Here is a 16,464-nt window from a genome sequence, read left to right as displayed (position 1 = left end):
ATTTAATTGATAGTTTGTATGTCACCCGCTGATTGCATAAACAATGGTACAGGGCGTTGTGTTTCTAATTGCACAGGCTTAATGCGACGGTTTGTATATTGAGCCCAGTCGAGCGTGCGTTCTATATGGCCGCTGGTGTTAACAGATAACTTACCGCTTAAACCACTATATTGATTGCCAGGCATTACGCTTAATTGCCTGATGTCATGTAATATTGATACAGCATCATACGCCATTGCAAATAAGCGTTGGCTAATATCTACTTGCTCTGGCCATAACGAATCATACTGCTGGCGTAAGTTATGTTGTTTAATTTGCGAATCGAGCATCCACGGCAATTCAGTGAAGTATAGGCCGTCTAGGTCGCCTTTGTCAGTACTGTCAATTTGTTTACTATGACTTTTAGAGCTGGCATAAAGTGGAATACGATCTGCAAATGTACTTACGTTTACATCAAGGTAAGGTTTAATTAAGCGTGTTTCTATTGCATCACCCAAAATATAAATAACGTCTATATCACTACGTGAACGGGTTTCGTTTTCTACTTCCTGTTTAAATAGTGCTTTAATCGTTTTTATGCGCTCTTTTGATTTATCAACTTCTAACAAGCTGGTAATTGTATTAGGCATATCTTTTTTATCGTTATAAAAACCTATTTGCGGCTTGGTTTCGCTATAGCGTTGCCACTGTAAGTTAAAGTAATCAACCAAGCGTTGGCCATTTGCGTTATTTGGTGCAAGCAACATAGGTTTTTGATAGCCCTTAGTTAAAAAGTGTTCTAAGGCTTGTTGTACTTCGTGCTCAGGGTTTAGTGCAAAGTAATAATGCTGAAGCGAAATTCGCTCACCATCAAAGGTGTTTAAATGTAGTACCGGAGTATCAATAAGAGTTTGTGCATTGGCAAGTTTATCAATATTTGCTTTAAGTAGAGGACCAATTACAAAGTCAGGCTTTATTTCTTCAAGTTGCGCTGCAATTTCTTCTGTACTTAGGTTTTCATCAATAAAAATAGTGTCGTTGATATTTTGCGTATCAAGTGCAGCTAATACACCAGCTTTAAGGGCATCACCTAAACGTTCGTTAGGGCCCGATTGTGGAAATAACACAACTAAGCGCTCTATATTGATAGGAGCAAGTTCAGTAAGCATTTCATCTTGTTCAGGTAATACAGTAAAAGCCGGATGCCCAATATAGCGTCTGCGCCAATTGTTGATCGCTTGATCTAACTCTACGCCACTACTTGCATATACTTGATGATATAACGCTAGGTTAGCCCACCCTTGCTGAATAACCGAACCACGGTTAAAACGTTCAAGCGCGTAAGAAGAGAGTTGCTTTAAGTTATCCCACAAATTTTGATTAAGTTGAGGGATTTCTATATTATTTTTTGTTGCTGTTTCAGAGGCTCTAAAAAAGTAGGGTGCAGCTTTTTTAGGAAAATTTTGCGATGCGTAAATGCTGGCCGTTAAAAACTGATGCCAAGCAAAATGCTCAGGTTGAGTCAGTTGTCCGTCTAGCGACTGTAAAACAACCAAAGCTTGATCATTTTTATTCTGTTGTTTTTGTGCAAATGCAATATAAAGACGGTTTTGGATTTGATCAACACTTGCGGTTAATTCAAGCTCATTCCCAATTATCTCTAATAAAGGCCAGTTTTGCTCACTAATTGCGGCATCACGGGCGCTATACAATAACTGTATTTTATCGGCACCTTGGCGGTTTTGCGCCAATTGGTAGATAGATTGCGCACTGGTTGCCTGATTTTGCAGTGCATTAGTGCGGTTACTTACGTTATCGCTGTTTTTAGTTGGTTTTTCGGTTGTGCTACACGCCGATAACCCTGACAATATAATTAATAGACTAACTAGTTTAAGTCGCACAATGATTTCCCAATACGTTAACGCGATTTGCTTATATTACTGACTGACGCAGGAGACCTCAATGTTAAATGAGGAGAATTCACAGAAAATTGGCACTCTTTACATTGTTGCCACCCCAATTGGCAATTATGACGACTTAAGTCACCGTGCCATTGCGACATTATCGCAAGTTGACTTAATAGCTGCTGAAGACACTCGCCATACCGGCAAGCTACTTAGCCACTTTGGAATTAAGGCAAAAACGTTTGCATTACACGACCACAACGAAAAGCAAAAAGCACAACAAATTATTGATCAACTTAATCAAGGTTTAAATATTGCTTTAGTATCTGACGCTGGTACACCACTAATTAGTGATCCAGGCTACGCTGTTGTAAATCTGTGTCGTGAACAAGGTGCTCATGTTACACCTGTTCCAGGTGCATGTGCTGCAATTACAGCCGTATGTTGTTCAGGCTTACCAACTGACCGCTTTCAGTTTATTGGTTTTACGCCAGCTAAAAGCAAAGCTCGCCAAGACTTTTTTACCGAAGCTGTTAACTCAGGCATTACCAGCATAATGTACGAAAGTACGCACCGTATTATGGCAAGCCTTGATGATTTAGCACTAGCCCTTGGTGATGAGCAGCAAGTTGTGTTTGCTAAAGAGCTAACCAAAACCTTTGAAACATTTTTTAATGGTAGTGTAAGTGAGCTTAAACAGTTTTTAACTGATGATCCTACCAAGCAGCGCGGCGAAATAGTGCTTATGCTTCCGGGCAAACCAAAGCAAATAGACGATGTTCCGCCTGAAGCGCGCAAAATGCTGGCACTGCTTGAAAGTGAAATGCCAATGAAAAAGGCCTGTGGTGTGGTTGCAGAATACTTTGGTATGAAGAAAAACGCTCTATACAAAACAATTATTGAAGAAAAAGAGTAAATTTTACTGCGCTTGGTATTAGCCTCATGTATACTGCGCGCCGAGTCAGCCAAGATGATCGCTGCCTGTGACGAAAATGATCAGGGGGAGGAAAGTCCGGGCTCCATAGGGCAGAGTGCCAGCTAACGGCTGGGGGGCGTGAGCCCACGACAAGTGCAGCAGAGAGGAGACCGCCAATCTCGATTGGTAAGGGTGAAAGGGTGCGGTAAGAGCGCACCGGGCCGCTAGTAATAGTCGGTTGCAAGGTAAACTCCACTCGGAGCAAGACCAAATAGGGTTCCTTATGGCGTGGCCCACGTTGGAACCGGGTAGGTTGCTTGAGCCATAGAGCGATTTATGGCCTAGACGAATGATTATCACTTTCTTCGGAAAGGACAAAACCCGGCTTACCGGCTGACTCACTCATTCAACAGAAAAGCCCGCAGTTAACGCTGCGGGCTTTTTTGTGTTTAAAAATTAAGATAAGCCATTAGTTTTTGGCCGTCGGCTTGTAATACTCAGCTAAGTTTAAGCAAAGAGCTATAAGCAGATAGTGAGAAATTATGATGTATGAAGTCAAGATTTGACCCCATTGGCTGCATTGGCTAAATAGGGTTCTATCATTTTAAATAATGAACGCGTGGCCCACGTGAGAACCGGGTAGGTTGCTTGAGCCATAGAGCGATTTATGGTCTAGACGAATGATTATCACTTTCTTCGGAAAGGACAAAACCCGGCTTACCGGCTGACTCACTCATTCAATAAAAAATTAAGATAAGCCATTAGTTTTTGGCTGTCGGCTTGTAATACTCAGCTAAGTTTAAGCAAAGAGCTATAAGCAGATAGTGAGAAATTATGATGTATGAAGTCAAGGTTTGACTCCGTTGGCTGAAAAGGCTGAAGCAAGTTATTAGCTCGTTTTGTATTTGATTAAATTGAATAAAATAGTATATTGGTATTATATTCTGAGCCTGTAAATGGTTCTGTTACGTATTCGATTTAAGCCAACTAATCAGGTAGAAATAAATAATGGATATTCAGCTGTTTGATAATGAAAAAATTGATTTTGATAAAAATGGGCATGGTGGAATTGAAGAGCTAGATAAATCAGCAGCGAATGAAAAATATATTAAAGGCGCTGTCAGAATCGTTACAGAGCAAGCAAGGTATCCACTAAATACAATACTTGCAATGGTAAAAAGTGATGATTATAAATTAAACCCTGAATTTCAGAGAAGACATCGCTGGGGTATTGAAAGAAAATCGAAACTAATAGAATCATTTATCATGAATGTTCCTATACCTCCTATATTTCTCTATGAAGTCAATTTTTCAGAGTACGAAGTTATGGATGGGTTGCAGCGTTTGACTGCTATCTCACAATTTTATGCAGATGAATTTGAATTAGCCGGATTGGCAGAGTGGCCCGAATTAAATGGGTGTAAATATTCCAGTTTACCTGAGCAAATACAAAAAGGAATTGACCGTAGGTATATTTCTTCAATTATCCTGCTACAAGAAACGGCAAAAAGTATTGAAGAGGCTAATCGTTTAAAGCAGTTAGTTTTTGAAAGAATTAATAGTGGTGGTGAGAAGTTAAAACCACAAGAAATACGAAATGCACTATACCCAGGGGTAGTAAATTCAATGTGCATTTCATTGGCTAGAAATGAATATTTTTGTAAGTTGTGGAATATACCTGTACCAGATTTAGAAGAGGTTCAAACAGGTTCAACTGATAGAAATGAGGTTATATCAAACGAGCTGTATAAAGATATGTCAGACGTTGAGTTATGTTTGAGGTTCTTTGCATATAGGCAGCTTGATAATTGGAAAGGTAACACAATGGAAGTGTTTTTCGATGAGTTTCAGAAAGAAGGTAATCTAAGGTTTACTCCAGAGGTTATTGAAAACCTAAAGGGATTGTTTGAAGAAACTATAAAGCTATCTTGGGATATCTATGGAGAAAAAGCTTTTTGGTTACATCGACATAGAGAAGGTAAGTGGTTCCATTATGAACGACCGACTAAATTGCTATATGACCCTATAATGCACGTTCTCTCTACTATGTTAGATAAGAAAGATGAATTAATCGCAAATAAGGAAAAAATTCTCGCTGCTACAGAGCAATTTCACAAAGATATATATGAACAAATGAAAGGAAGAGATACTAATAAAAATGCCGTTAATACAAGGTTCAAAATATTTTCAGACTTTTTTAATCAATTTATATCATGAAAGCAGCTTTTTTTGATTTTAGCCAAGAACTAAAGGCTCTAGAGAAGCATGTAGCGTCTCAAACAGCTACCTTAAAAACAGTTTCTTTACTCCGAAAAGATACGACTCTAAGGCATTTAGTTGAAGATATTGAAATAAATATGGTAGCTAATAAAATATTTAATTATAACTCTTATGTTATTTCATTATATGGGATTTTTGAGCGTTATATAGAAGACTTACTTAAAGGTTATTTAATCTCTATATCCGATGTTTTTTCTACTTACAGTGAATTACCTGAAAAAATTAGAGAGGCTAACATTAAGAAGTGTTCGGAGCTGCTTTTAAATCTGGGGCTTCAAAAAAATAAAGAGCTAGCACCTGAAGTTATTATTTCAGCCTTGTACAATAATGTATCAAACGGTGCAGTTAAGCTTAATTACGAAGCCTTTATTCAGCATAGTTCAAATTTTCGGAGCAGTTCAATAAATGAGTATTTCAAGAGTGTTGATATAAATGATTTAAATAAGTTAGTTTGTAACTACGAACCAATAAAAAGTACTCTAGAAAGTAAATTTGATAACCCTGAAGGGATAAGTTCTAAACAACTTTTTAAAGCTATAGATGAGATTGCAGATAGAAGAAATGAAGTTGCTCATGGCACGAAAGTTATAAACCTATTAACTCCTGAATTAATTCTTGAATATTGTATTTTCTTTCAATCTTATAGTGAATCTTTATTTCATTGTTTAACTGATAAAGTTTTGGATCAAAAAGTAAATATAAAAAGTACACCAATCAAGGTAATTAGTGTCATAAAGAATTCAATATTATGTTTTGATGCTTCTGAGCTTGAATTAACAGGTGCTTCTGAAATCATAGTTGAAAGAAAATCGGTTTATCCTAACTTTATCACAGTAAACATTGAAGAGATGCAAGTTAATAACAATGTAGTTAAAAGCGTAAAGCTAGAAGATAAAGTTAAGGTAGGAATCAAAGTAGACGACCACATTACAAGCAATAATAACTTCTACTTATTGGCCTAATATAACCAACTAACGTTAATACATATTAACGTTAGTTGGTTATTTAATTATTGAGTCGAGAGCGCTGCTTATTTTATATTGAGCTAAATATATACAACTTCAGCATTATTAAATAATATTTTTCCCTTGTTCTGGGTCTCTTGATTGCTCTGCTTGTTCACGTATTTCGTCGGTATCACTGCTTACATCATCAAGTGTTTTAGTTTGATCAACTGTTTCATTCTTTTCGTTTTGTATTTGCGCTGGTTGTTTTTCCTCTAAGCTAGAAACATGTTCATTAGGGTCGGTGAGTATAATTCTTTCTCGTGCGTCATCAGGCATGCTGATGTTTTGCTTTGTGAACTCATTGACTAATTCGCGCATAAGCTGGGAAGCTACTTTTAATGGGCTGTGCTGCTCGCTATTAACCCAAAAATACAAAACGAAGTTAATAGTAGATGAGCCTAAGTTTTTTATTAAAACTTGCGCAGGTGGATCGCTAAGCACCGCATTTTGTTGATTGGCAATATCTAGGGCGAGGGTTTGTGCGCTGCGTATATCGTTATCATAGCCAATACCAATTTCTACTTTTCCGCGCATTTTTGGATTGGCAGTCAGGTTTTTAATGGTATTTTTATATACCGTCGCATTGGGTATTTGAATATGATTGCCATCGTAATCAACAAGTGTGGTTGCTCTTGCGGTTACTTTTTTAACAATACCTAAACGATTGTCTACTTCAATTACATCGTCGATTTTAAAAGGCCTTTGTATACTCAGTAATAAACTGGCGATAAAGTTCTCAGCTATGTCTCTAAAGGCAAAACCTAATATAAGTCCTATTAGTCCCGTGCCACTCATAATGGCAACAGCAAACTCGGTAAGCCCTGCTAAACGCAGGAATAAGTACACGCCAAATAAAATAATTAAAGTGCTTATACTGCGCCTTACAACTAGATGAACTAGTTTACTGTCAGTCATGTAGTCAATAGGCTTTATAAGCAATCGAGAAAGTGGCCCTGCAATTAAATAGCTTAATGCTAAAAGTATTATACCGAGTAATAGTGTGGGTAATATTTGCGCTGTTGCATGAAGTAATTGCACAGCTTGTTCATGAAAAAACTGCCACGTAAACACATCGCCTTGAAAACTTTGCGTGCTGGGAGGCGTATTGTTTAAAGCTATAATGTTTGATTGGCTACTAGGCATGGCTTATCGTCCGTGTTTGGTTTTTATAATCGTTAATATTAGGTAACAGCAAGTTTAGTACCAAATACTTTATTTAACTTGGCAAACATTTTGCTGTAGTAATGTAATACAAATATTGAGGTTTAGAATGAAAGAAGCTAAACGAGGACAGCAAGCTGAGCAGCCTGCACATATCCCTTTTATAGGTTGGTGGGATATTGTTAAGCGCATTTTTAAGCAAATGAGTGAAGATAACTTATCTATAGTGGCAGCGGGTGTGGCATTTTATGCGTTACTTGCTATTTTTCCGGCCATTGCGGCGATGGTATCTGTGTATGCGTACTTTTCATCCCCAACAGATATTAGTGAGCATTTAAGTAAAATAGTTACTTTGCTTCCACCAAGCACTAGTGAACTGATTTTATCTCAGGTTTCTAGCCTAGCAAAAACATCAAGTGCAAGCTTGAGCTTAAGTGCAATTGGTACGCTCATACTTACTATTTGGAGTAGCTCAAAGGGCAGCCAAGCACTTATTACTGCATGTAATATTAGTTATCGTGAGTATGAAAAACGCTCATTTTTTCAGGCTCAACTAGTGCGTTTTTTATTTTCGGTAGGAGCGATTGTAGTCGCAATTTTTGCGCTATTAATTATTGGTATTTTACCTATTGTGCTTAATTTAGTAGGGCTAAAAGAAAGTATCGATTTATTAATTAAACTCATTTCTTGGCCATTATTAGCTTTTACCTTTAATTTTGCATTGGTACTTTTATATCGTTATGCCCCACATCGTAAACCGGCTAAATGGCGTTGGATCACGATGGGCTCGTCTATTGCTACTGTGCTTTGGATTTTGGCATCTATAGGTTTTTCTTTTTATGTGTCGCGTTTTTCTAGTTACAACGAAACGTATGGCTCACTAGGTGGTGTAGTGATCATGTTGATGTGGTTGTATATCAGCGCTTATATAATCACATTAGGTGCTGTTATTAATGCAGCTACTGAGCAGCAAACAGGTAAAGATAGCACTGTAGGGCCGGCTAAAGAGCGTGGGCAGCGAGGCGCCTATGTAGCAGATCACCTCGATGTAAAAAATGAATAGCTATTAATTAGTTAAATTAGTAAGTGCAGTAATTTGCTCTTTAAATTCTTGTGCTGCAGGACCAAGCCTGTCGTTGTCGTTGCACATTAAATATAAATTAAGAGTACGAGTAGTCCCTTGATCTAAATTAAGCGCGATGAGGGTTTGATCTTCAATTAAGTGTGCAATTTGTGTTTTTGGCAGCCAAGCGTAACCTAAATTTTGACTAACCATATCAATAGAGTTACGTAAGTGGCTTACTGTCCAGCGCATATCAGCACCTAACCAGCCTTCATTGTGACTGGTGTGGGTTGCTGAGTCGCGAACTACTATTTGCCTATGTAGCTTTAAATCACGAAAGTTGAGTTGTTCAGTATGTTGGTGTAATACATGGTCTTTATGCGCAACCGCTATAAACTCTATATCGCATAACGTACTGCAACTAATTCCATAGATAGGAATTGACGAAATAGCTAAATCAACCACTGAGTTATGTAATAATTCGTTTGCACCTGTTAGCACGCTTTCTACTAAATCAATTTTTAAAAGAGGGTAAAGCTCACTCGTTTTAGCAAGTGCTTGATATAAAATAGCGTGTGGAAAAACTTCATCAACAGCTATTTTTAACGTGCTTTCTACGCCTTCGCTTAGCGTACTTGCTACCGATTCTATTTTAGTCGCTTCTTCAATTAAAAACTCGGCTCTGCGTAAAATCAGCTTACCGCTATCGGTTAAAAATGCTTTACGACCTTTTACTTCAAGCAACTTAATTTGCAAGGCGGCTTCAAGTTTTTGCACAGCATGGTGTACGGTTGACTGACTTTTATGTACAGCTGCGCTTGCGCCTGCAAACCCGCCATGATCCACAACCGCTTTAAACATTCGCCATTGCTCTAATGTTGCTTTTGCCATTTTTAAATCCTGTTACTACTTTATATCTGATTGCTTAACTTGACCGCGCAGACGCATTATTTATTGCGTAACAGTGATTTTTTGTCTATTTATTTTAATAAAGCTACTTTTTTATCAGCTAGAAGTGCCATAAAACTGCTTTTATTTAAAGGTCTTGAAAATAAATAACCTTGACCGTAATCACATCCTGCTTCAAGTAGTAGCTGCATTTGTAATTTAGTTTCAATTCCTTCGGCGATTACTTTTAAGCCCAACTGATGCGCCATAACAATGATGGCTTCACACAATGCAAGTTCTTGGCTGCCTATTTGAATATTATCAACAAAACGTTTATCTATTTTTAAATAGTCGGTGTCCATTTCTTGTAAGTAAGCGAGCGACGAATACCCGGTACCAAAATCATCAAGAGCAAGCTGCATTCCTGATTTTACTATTTCTTTTAGGCGTCTTTGCGTAAGTGCTTCAGGGTTAACCATTAAGCCTTCAGTTATTTCTGCGACAATTGACGAAGCAGGCAGTTTTGCTGCTTTTAGCATATCGTACCATTCATCTATGCCACTCTCTGGCGTGGATAATTGCACTGGCGATACGTTTACACTTATTTGAAAAGTATCATCGGTTAGTGTTTTTATATCGTTAAGTGTTTGCAAAGCTTGGGCAAATACAAATTGACCAATTGCATTTATTTGCCTGGTTTCTTCAGCAAGTGGGATAAATGCGATAGGGCTAATTAGGCCTTTTTCGGGATGTTGCCAACGAATAAGCGCTTCAGCTTTATGAATATGTAAATCATTTAAAGCAACTATGGGCTGATAAAATAACTCAAACTGTTCAAGTTCTATGGCACTTCGTAAGTCTTTTAATAGCACCATGCGCGCGTGTGCATATTCGCGCATGTCAGCAGAGAAAAACTCAAAACAGTTACGACCATTACTTTTTGCTTTATACATAGCCTGATCGGCTGCCTTTAAAAGCTGTTCAGTATTTTCACCATCATTAGGAGCGCAAGCAATGCCTATGCTTGCACTAATAAATAACTCTTCGTTTTCAAGATGCAAAGCTGACGATAGACTAAGTAAAATATTACTCGCAATTTGATTAATATGGCGCGTACTTTTAATGTGACTAAATACAATAACAAACTCATCTCCCCCAATTCGTGCCACAAACTCAGCGTTTTTTGCCGACTGGACTATACGCTGAGATACGAGTTTTAATAAGTTATCGCCATAGTGATGGCCTAATGTGTCATTAATATCTTTAAAGTGATCAATATCTAAAAGCATGACAACCAATTGATTATCTGGAGTAACAACATTTGAAAACCGTTGATTTAATCGCTCCTTTAACTCTAAACGATTTGGTAAGTCAGTTAGGTGATCAAAATGAGCTTGTCGCCAAATGGTTTCATCAGCTTGTTTTTTTTCTGTGAGGTCTGTGAATATCGCGATACGACGAATAGGTGCGTTGTTTGTATCATAAATAGTATCGATTGTGAGCCACTCAGAGTAAAGCTGCCCGTTCTTTTTACGGTTAATAACCTCGCCTTGCCAGCGGCCTGTTTGCTGTAATTCAGACCACATTTTATTGTAAAAATTCTTATCATGTTTTCCTGATGAAAGAATTGAAGAGGACCGGCCAATAACTTCTTCTTTACTATATAAAGTCGTTTTACAAAACGCAGGATTTACATCAAATATAATGCCCGTTGGATCGGTGATTGCCATGCCTTCACTACTGTTGTTATACACTAGTGAGGCAAGGTGGAGTGCTTCTTCATTTACTTTTCGTTGTGTTATATCTCGTAGCACAACAACGTATTCATTTTTACTTTGCATTGCGCTAATACGTGCTTCAAAGCTGCGTTTAGGATCTGATTTTTCGAGTGTGAATTCTAAATTGCTCGAAACATCAAGTTTAGATAACTGCGATAACAAAAGCTGAACATTGCTGTGTGAAAGTATTGATGATAAATGAGGTACTACAGTGCTGTTAGGATTTACTTGAGGCTTAAACTGTCCTGTTATGTTGAGAATATCGCCATGGATGTTAATTCTAACGTAACTATCGGGCAGAGTATTAAGCAAGCTAGTAAGCTCATCATGCTTGTTTTTTAAATTAGCCTCAGCTGTTAACCGAGTTTGCGCCATTGATTTAAAACGCTGATAGAGAGTATTTAGCTCTGGATTATTGGGTTGTATTTTTTGTGCGGGCATCTCGCCCTTAGCCAATACGTTTGTTGCATTTGTTAGATTATTAATTGGGTCAATAATGCTGGTTTTAAGTAGTTTACGTGCAATTAAAGACAGTATCAGCAGCGATAAAATAAACACACCAATCGCTATAAAAAAATTATTATTTATTTGCTTTAAAGCATGCGTGACAGGAAGTGCGATATGTATATTTAAGCTGTTATTACTCGGATCCCTGTAAATAACAGAGTGGTGAAGCATTCGTGCTTCACCTTCAATAGATTTTATTTTTGTTGATGCCTCATTATCAATCGAAGAATCAGTTGCTAATAAAGTCTGTGCAATATTATCGCCAAGCGCGGCCGTTGTAGGTGGATAACGCGCTAAAATTTTTCCGTTAGAATCAGCAATTGCAGCAATAGAGCCTGGCGGAAGTTCAATGTCATTAAAAGCATTGTTCCACCAGTCAAGCGCAACAACGATAACTACAACGCCCTGAATTACATTTTTTTTATTAATAATAGGTAACGCAAAATTAAGAGTGTTTTTTTGCAGACTTCGGTCGTGCTGAAAATAACCTACCGACAATTGGTTACTTTTTAAGGCGTTTTGGAAATACGCCCGATCGGCAATATTAATTGTTTTGGCTAACCCGCTTGTTGTACATATAACAATGCCATTTGGATCTATAATCCCGATATTGGCAACATGTGCGTAAATAGATCTAAATTGATTAAAATAATTAGGGCAGGTCGTTGCTAGATTTTCTTTCTTACTTTCCTCTTTAGCCAAATAACGCGCTAAACGGTCAATATCATCAACTAAGTGCTTTTGCTGTAAAATTAATTGCTTAGCAATATTTTCTACTTTTTTTTCGCTTTGCTCAATAGAGTGATCGCGTTCAAGCAGCAGTGTAAAAATAATTACAGCGGTGCCCGGAATACTTAGCAATATAAGTAAACGATAAAGCTGATGTTTGAGAGAATAAGTAAAAATAACCATTCCTTAGTTTTGTATTTTGCAATAACAATTGTAGCCAAATTCACTCCAAATAACCATAGTAATTATAAGGTTGAAAATGTAACCAATGAATCATTATAGTTCTATTTTTTGGAATGTTAAGGTCGATTTAAAGACATAGTTGTTTTGTTTAATGAATGATTTAATAGCCTCATAAACTTATTCTTTAGAGTGAATTAAAAAATGAAAATATCAAAAATACTTACAGCTTATGCAACTCAAGATGGCGACGGCGTAAGCATTAGCCGCATACCAGGGTTTGATGGTAAATATTTAGATCCATTTTTAATGATTGATGAACTTAAGTCAGACGACAAAAAAGATTATATGGGAGGCTTTCCTGAGCATCCGCACCGAGGTATTGAAACGTTTACTTATATTCTAAAAGGTGGCTTTGAACATCGTGACCAAATGGGTAACAGAGAAGCAATTAAAGCAGGTGATGTGCAATGGATGAGTACAGGGCGCGGCGTCATGCACAGTGAAATGCCACTCGCGGATGCTGTAGATGGACTGCATGGCTTTCAAATTTGGATCAACATGCCAAGCGCAGAAAAAATGCGTGATTCACGTTATCAAGATACTACTAAAAACCCAGCTCCGAGTTTTACAAATACGCAAGGTGTGACGTTAAAAGCACTTGCGGGATCGTGGCAGTTCGAAAGTGAAACGCTTACAAGCGCTCTGCAAAGTTTAGCTGCTAATGCGGCGCTCGCTGATATTACATTACCCGCTGGTAAAAGCATGAATTTAGAACCTATTAGCCAACAAAAAGTAATGCTTTATATTCATAGCGGCTCACTAATAATGAGCGACAATCAAACAATACCAACGGGCAAGTTACTTATTTTAGAACCAGGTAGTGATATTAATATTAGCTCTGAACAAGGCGCTGGTGTATTGGTTTTAGCCGGCGATCCACTCAATCAACCGATTGCTCATATGGGGCCGTTTGTAATGACGACTCAAGCTGAAGTACAGCAAGCAGTGCGTGATTATCAAAACGGCGAGTTTGGCAAAATTTAACGGTATTTTTAGGAGAGTTTTATGGGATTATTAGTTAACGGTCAATGGCAAGATAAATGGTACGACACCGATTCAAGTAACGGTAAGTTTGAGCGCGAGGCGGCGCAGTTACGTCACTGGGTAACTGTTGATGGTAGCGCTGGAATAACGGGCGAGGCCGGTTTTAAAGCACAAGCGAACAGGTATCATTTATATGTATCACTTGCGTGTCCTTGGGCGCATCGAACGCTTATATTTAGAGCGTTAAAAGGGTTACAAGATTTAATTACGGTGTCGGTTGTTAGCCCTGATATGCTTGATAGTGGTTGGGCTTTTGATACGCAAAACCACAGTACTGGTGATGCTTTATTTAATAGTAACTACTTACATCAAGTGTATACAAAAAATAATCCTAAGTATTCCGGGCGAGTCACCGTACCTGTATTGTGGGATAAAAAGTTAAATAAAATTGTCAGTAATGAGTCTGCCGATATTATACGTATGTTCAATAGTGCATTTAATGAATTAACAGGTAATAAAGATGATTACTATCCTGAGACGCTGCAACCAAAAATTGATGAATTAAACGCGTTGATTTATCCAAGTATAAATAATGGTGTTTATCGTACGGGGTTCGCAACAACTCAGGATGCGTATGAAGAGGCATTTAATGATGTATTTAAAGCACTCGATACAGTAGAGGGGATACTGAGCAAGCAGCGGTATTTAACAGGGGATAACCTCACAGAGGCAGATTGGCGATTATTCACCACTCTCATTCGGTTTGATAGTGTGTACGTTGGTCACTTTAAATGTAATTTACGCACAATTGAAAGCTATCCTGCTTTGAGCGGATACCTTAGAGAGTTATATCAGGTTAAGGGAGTAGCAGAGACAGTTGATTTTTACCACATTAAACGTCATTACTATTTTAGCCATACAATGATCAATCCAACACAAGTTGTGCCAAGTGGCCCAAGTGTTGGTTACTTATCTGATCACGGTAGAAATGTTTAACGTTTAAGCAAACAACCTAACAAGCCAGCCGTATTTTCTTACCAAGCTGGTTTCGCCTTTTCCTGCTTGTACAGCTGCACCGGCTAAAAAGGCACTTGTTAGTCCCACTTTAGTTGCGGCAAAACGCTTTAGTCTATATTGAAACGCTGCATGATGTTGGCGTTTTAACTCACTGCGCGTATCCGTTTGCTTACTCAGAGCATCAACGTTTTCATTAGGTGCTTTAATTAAGTAGTTAACTAACATAGTAATTTCCTTATAAGTTAAACAGTTGTTTTAAGCTTTTAAGTGTTTTACTAAAGCCAATTTTATTGCTTAGGTAAACCGTATTTTTCCAAAGCCATGCTAAACAAGCAACTTGCAGCAAAGTAGCTGTTGCAATACTTAGCCATACTGACCCAAAAAGATCATATACACCGTATCCAACAGCACCTAGAAATCCTGCCCACAACAAAACCAAACCACTGGCAAAACAGCCTAAGAATATAGTGATCAATGCAAGCGATCTAAGCGATAACCGCCATTCAGCTTTAGCAAGCTGATGGGTGATCTTTCCTTGAGTTTGGTAATCATCCTTGAGCTGCTTAGAGTACTCTAAAAGCTTTGCAATATGATCTTGCCAATCGTCCTTTTGGCTCTGCTGCTCAGTTGTTTGGTTTTGCGCTTCACCATCCTTGGCTGCGCTTGTTTGTGGGTTATTCATCACTTATTACTTACGACGAAATAGTGATGTAATCAGCATACCCGCAGCAAAAGCAATACCCGCGGTTGCTAATGGATTTTCAGAAGCAAATGCACGGGTTTTAGCTGTACATTCACTTAACTTTTCGCGTGCAATAAGCTGTTTTTCGCTTAGTGCTTCTGCTGAACTCGAAGCGCCTTTACGAACACTGCTTTCAGCTGTTGCTGCTTTGCTAGAAAGTGCATCTACAGCATCGTGCGCCGCTGATGTTGCTTTCTCTGTAAGAGGTGATTCAGTATTTGTTAGTTTAACGTCAGGCTTAACATCTGAAGTTGTGTTTGGTTTCGTATTTGTTGCAGTAGCCATAATCAATCCTTAATAAGTTAAAAATTTAAATAGTGATTTAGATGATGCAATGATTAAACCAAACTTGTTATTTGTTTTAACCTATTGATTTTATTGGTTTTTGTTGTTTATATATAACTTTTCATATTTGGTAATTTAAAGCAAACAGTAACTATTACTACACGGTTAGGTAAATTTTACAAAGGGAGTGAAAATGCTTAAAAAGTTGTAAATATTCATTGGTTATTCAGTAAGCAAAGCGTGTAAACAGAAAGTTATAAAAAACAGAATAGATATTTTTTTCATCACAATCCCACTTTTTCCCACGTAATTCAAACGCTTCGCTTGAGCCCTTATTTTTTCTAGCTTTGGGACTTACTAAAGCTGGTCAGCTTACTTGACAAAATGGCTTGTCAAGCCCTAAACTGGAGCACTGTGGTAAAAAGTGGTTTTTAGTGGATCACACTGGATAAAAATAAACAAAAGTTGAATAAAACAATTTTAAAGTAGGTTTTTTATGTTTCGTGGCGCGAGTTCACTGAGTTTGGATGATAAGGGGCGTTTTGCGGTACCGACTAAGTACCGAGAATCTCTATTGTCTGAAGATCAGGGAACGGTTATTTGTACCGTCGCATTAAATGAGCCGTGTTTATGGTTGTATCCGCTGGCTGAGTGGCTCGAAATAGAAAGCCGTTTATCTAAAATCTCCAATATGAACCCACGAGCCCGTCGAATGCAGCGTATGTTGCTCGGGAATGCTACTGAATATCAACTTGATAAAAATGGTCGAATTTTGCTTGCGCCGTCACTGAGGGCTCATGCATCACTTGGCAAAAAAATCATGCTAGTTGGTTTGATGAATAAATTTGAAATTTGGGATGAGGCGCGTTGGCACGAGCAAATGCAGCAAGATACTGAGCTTGAAAGGCTTGGCGATTTTGAACCTAACCAAGATTTAGATAATTTTACACTCTAACAGCACAAAAAAAGGCAAATAATAGC

The 16,464-nt window shown here is 38.0% G+C and carries 14 protein-coding genes and 1 other RNA gene; 8 read left to right on the top strand and 7 right to left on the bottom strand.

Going from position 1 to position 16,464, the window contains the following annotated elements; all coding sequences use genetic code 11:
- Positions 1 to 2: 2 nt before the first annotated feature.
- Positions 3 to 1,880 (bottom strand): penicillin-binding protein activator, encoded by a 1,878-nt coding sequence (locus I6E85_RS07270; RefSeq protein ID WP_197236768.1) that lies wholly within the window; start codon positions 1,878 to 1,880, stop codon positions 3 to 5.
- A 61-nt stretch (positions 1,881 to 1,941) separates the two neighbouring features.
- Between I6E85_RS07270 and rsmI the strand changes: the two genes are divergently transcribed.
- The 4 genes from rsmI (at position 1,942) to I6E85_RS07250 (ending at position 6,041) form a co-directional block, all read left to right on the top strand.
- Positions 1,942 to 2,799: a 16S rRNA (cytidine(1402)-2'-O)-methyltransferase gene (gene rsmI / locus I6E85_RS07265; RefSeq protein WP_010554279.1), complete on the top strand. Its 858-nt coding sequence runs from the start codon at positions 1,942 to 1,944 to the stop codon at positions 2,797 to 2,799.
- 41 nt (positions 2,800 to 2,840) lie between these two features.
- Positions 2,841 to 3,204: RNase P RNA component class A (gene rnpB, locus I6E85_RS07260), an RNA gene on the top strand.
- A 603-nt stretch (positions 3,205 to 3,807) separates the two neighbouring features.
- Positions 3,808 to 5,016 (top strand): DUF262 domain-containing protein, encoded by a 1,209-nt coding sequence (locus I6E85_RS07255; protein ID WP_197236767.1) that lies wholly within the window; start codon positions 3,808 to 3,810, stop codon positions 5,014 to 5,016.
- On the top strand, positions 5,013 to 6,041 hold the full coding sequence (locus tag I6E85_RS07250; protein ID WP_197236766.1) for an MAE_28990/MAE_18760 family HEPN-like nuclease: 1,029 nt from the start codon (positions 5,013 to 5,015) through the stop codon (positions 6,039 to 6,041). The genes I6E85_RS07255 and I6E85_RS07250 overlap by 4 nt, the downstream gene beginning before the upstream one ends.
- A 108-nt stretch (positions 6,042 to 6,149) precedes the next feature.
- On the opposite strand, the gene I6E85_RS07245 is transcribed toward I6E85_RS07250, so the two are convergent.
- Entirely contained in the window at positions 6,150 to 7,229 is a 1,080-nt protein-coding gene (locus I6E85_RS07245; RefSeq protein WP_197236765.1) for a mechanosensitive ion channel family protein, read from the bottom strand.
- Between the two features lie 127 nt (positions 7,230 to 7,356).
- Between I6E85_RS07245 and I6E85_RS07240 the strand changes: the two genes are divergently transcribed.
- Positions 7,357 to 8,310 (top strand): YihY/virulence factor BrkB family protein, encoded by a 954-nt coding sequence (locus I6E85_RS07240; protein ID WP_007582878.1) that lies wholly within the window; start codon positions 7,357 to 7,359, stop codon positions 8,308 to 8,310.
- Positions 8,311 to 8,313: 3 nt separating this feature from the next.
- Here the strand turns inward: I6E85_RS07240 and I6E85_RS07235 are convergent, their stop codons facing one another.
- Both I6E85_RS07235 and I6E85_RS07230 read right to left on the bottom strand, forming a co-directional pair.
- On the bottom strand, positions 8,314 to 9,201 hold the full coding sequence (locus I6E85_RS07235) for a LysR family transcriptional regulator (RefSeq protein WP_197183236.1): 888 nt from the start codon (positions 9,199 to 9,201) through the stop codon (positions 8,314 to 8,316).
- An 89-nt stretch (positions 9,202 to 9,290) separates the two neighbouring features.
- Complete coding sequence (locus tag I6E85_RS07230; protein ID WP_197236764.1) at positions 9,291 to 12,395, bottom strand: EAL domain-containing protein; 3,105 nt, start codon at positions 12,393 to 12,395, stop codon at positions 9,291 to 9,293.
- Between the two features lie 201 nt (positions 12,396 to 12,596).
- On the opposite strand from I6E85_RS07230, the gene I6E85_RS07225 reads away from it, so the two are divergent.
- Positions 12,597 to 13,439, top strand: coding sequence for a pirin family protein (locus I6E85_RS07225; protein WP_024609124.1), 843 nt, complete (start codon positions 12,597 to 12,599; stop codon positions 13,437 to 13,439).
- A gap of 21 nt (positions 13,440 to 13,460) precedes the next feature.
- Positions 13,461 to 14,435: a glutathione S-transferase family protein gene (locus I6E85_RS07220; RefSeq protein ID WP_197236763.1), complete on the top strand. Its 975-nt coding sequence runs from the start codon at positions 13,461 to 13,463 to the stop codon at positions 14,433 to 14,435.
- 3 nt (positions 14,436 to 14,438) lie between these two features.
- Here I6E85_RS07220 and I6E85_RS07215 read toward each other — a convergent pair whose 3' ends face one another.
- Genes I6E85_RS07215 through I6E85_RS07205 form a run of 3 tightly spaced genes read right to left on the bottom strand, consistent with a single transcriptional unit; the run spans position 14,439 to position 15,483 of the window.
- A complete protein-coding gene (locus I6E85_RS07215) occupies positions 14,439 to 14,681 on the bottom strand; it encodes a hypothetical protein (protein ID WP_024590207.1) in 243 nt (80 codons plus the stop codon).
- Between the two features lie 10 nt (positions 14,682 to 14,691).
- Positions 14,692 to 15,138: a hypothetical protein gene (locus I6E85_RS07210; protein WP_024590208.1), complete on the bottom strand. Its 447-nt coding sequence runs from the start codon at positions 15,136 to 15,138 to the stop codon at positions 14,692 to 14,694.
- A gap of 6 nt (positions 15,139 to 15,144) precedes the next feature.
- A complete protein-coding gene (locus I6E85_RS07205; RefSeq protein ID WP_010554292.1) occupies positions 15,145 to 15,483 on the bottom strand; it encodes a hypothetical protein in 339 nt (112 codons plus the stop codon).
- A 496-nt stretch (positions 15,484 to 15,979) separates the two neighbouring features.
- Between I6E85_RS07205 and mraZ the strand changes: the two genes are divergently transcribed.
- The gene (mraZ, locus tag I6E85_RS07200; protein WP_197187820.1) at positions 15,980 to 16,438 is read left to right on the top strand and encodes a division/cell wall cluster transcriptional repressor MraZ; all 459 of its coding nucleotides are present in this window, start codon (positions 15,980 to 15,982) and stop codon (positions 16,436 to 16,438) included.
- The last annotated feature ends 26 nt before the right edge of the window (positions 16,439 to 16,464 follow it).

Origin of the sequence: Pseudoalteromonas sp. NZS71, assembly GCF_015864715.1 — a bacterium.
Lineage (GTDB): Bacteria > Pseudomonadota > Gammaproteobacteria > Enterobacterales > Alteromonadaceae > Pseudoalteromonas > Pseudoalteromonas arctica.
Note: the sequence above shows the minus strand (reverse complement) of the source record. Positions and strands in the feature narration are given on the sequence as shown.

Coding starts and splice junctions, on each gene's coding strand:
- I6E85_RS07245 (WP_197236765.1), bottom strand. CDS start 7,229: ATGCCTAGTAGCCAATCAAACATTATAGCTTTAAACAATACGCCTCCC.
- I6E85_RS07215 (WP_024590207.1), bottom strand. CDS start 14,681: ATGTTAGTTAACTACTTAATTAAAGCACCTAATGAAAACGTTGATGCT.
- I6E85_RS07210 (WP_024590208.1), bottom strand. CDS start 15,138: ATGAATAACCCACAAACAAGCGCAGCCAAGGATGGTGAAGCGCAAAAC.
- mraZ (WP_197187820.1), top strand. CDS start 15,980: ATGTTTCGTGGCGCGAGTTCACTGAGTTTGGATGATAAGGGGCGTTTT.
- I6E85_RS07240 (WP_007582878.1), top strand. CDS start 7,357: ATGAAAGAAGCTAAACGAGGACAGCAAGCTGAGCAGCCTGCACATATC.
- I6E85_RS07250 (WP_197236766.1), top strand. CDS start 5,013: ATGAAAGCAGCTTTTTTTGATTTTAGCCAAGAACTAAAGGCTCTAGAG.
- I6E85_RS07230 (WP_197236764.1), bottom strand. CDS start 12,395: ATGGTTATTTTTACTTATTCTCTCAAACATCAGCTTTATCGTTTACTT.
- rsmI (WP_010554279.1), top strand. CDS start 1,942: ATGTTAAATGAGGAGAATTCACAGAAAATTGGCACTCTTTACATTGTT.
- I6E85_RS07205 (WP_010554292.1), bottom strand. CDS start 15,483: ATGGCTACTGCAACAAATACGAAACCAAACACAACTTCAGATGTTAAG.
- I6E85_RS07225 (WP_024609124.1), top strand. CDS start 12,597: ATGAAAATATCAAAAATACTTACAGCTTATGCAACTCAAGATGGCGAC.
- I6E85_RS07235 (WP_197183236.1), bottom strand. CDS start 9,201: ATGGCAAAAGCAACATTAGAGCAATGGCGAATGTTTAAAGCGGTTGTG.
- I6E85_RS07255 (WP_197236767.1), top strand. CDS start 3,808: ATGGATATTCAGCTGTTTGATAATGAAAAAATTGATTTTGATAAAAAT.
- I6E85_RS07220 (WP_197236763.1), top strand. CDS start 13,461: ATGGGATTATTAGTTAACGGTCAATGGCAAGATAAATGGTACGACACC.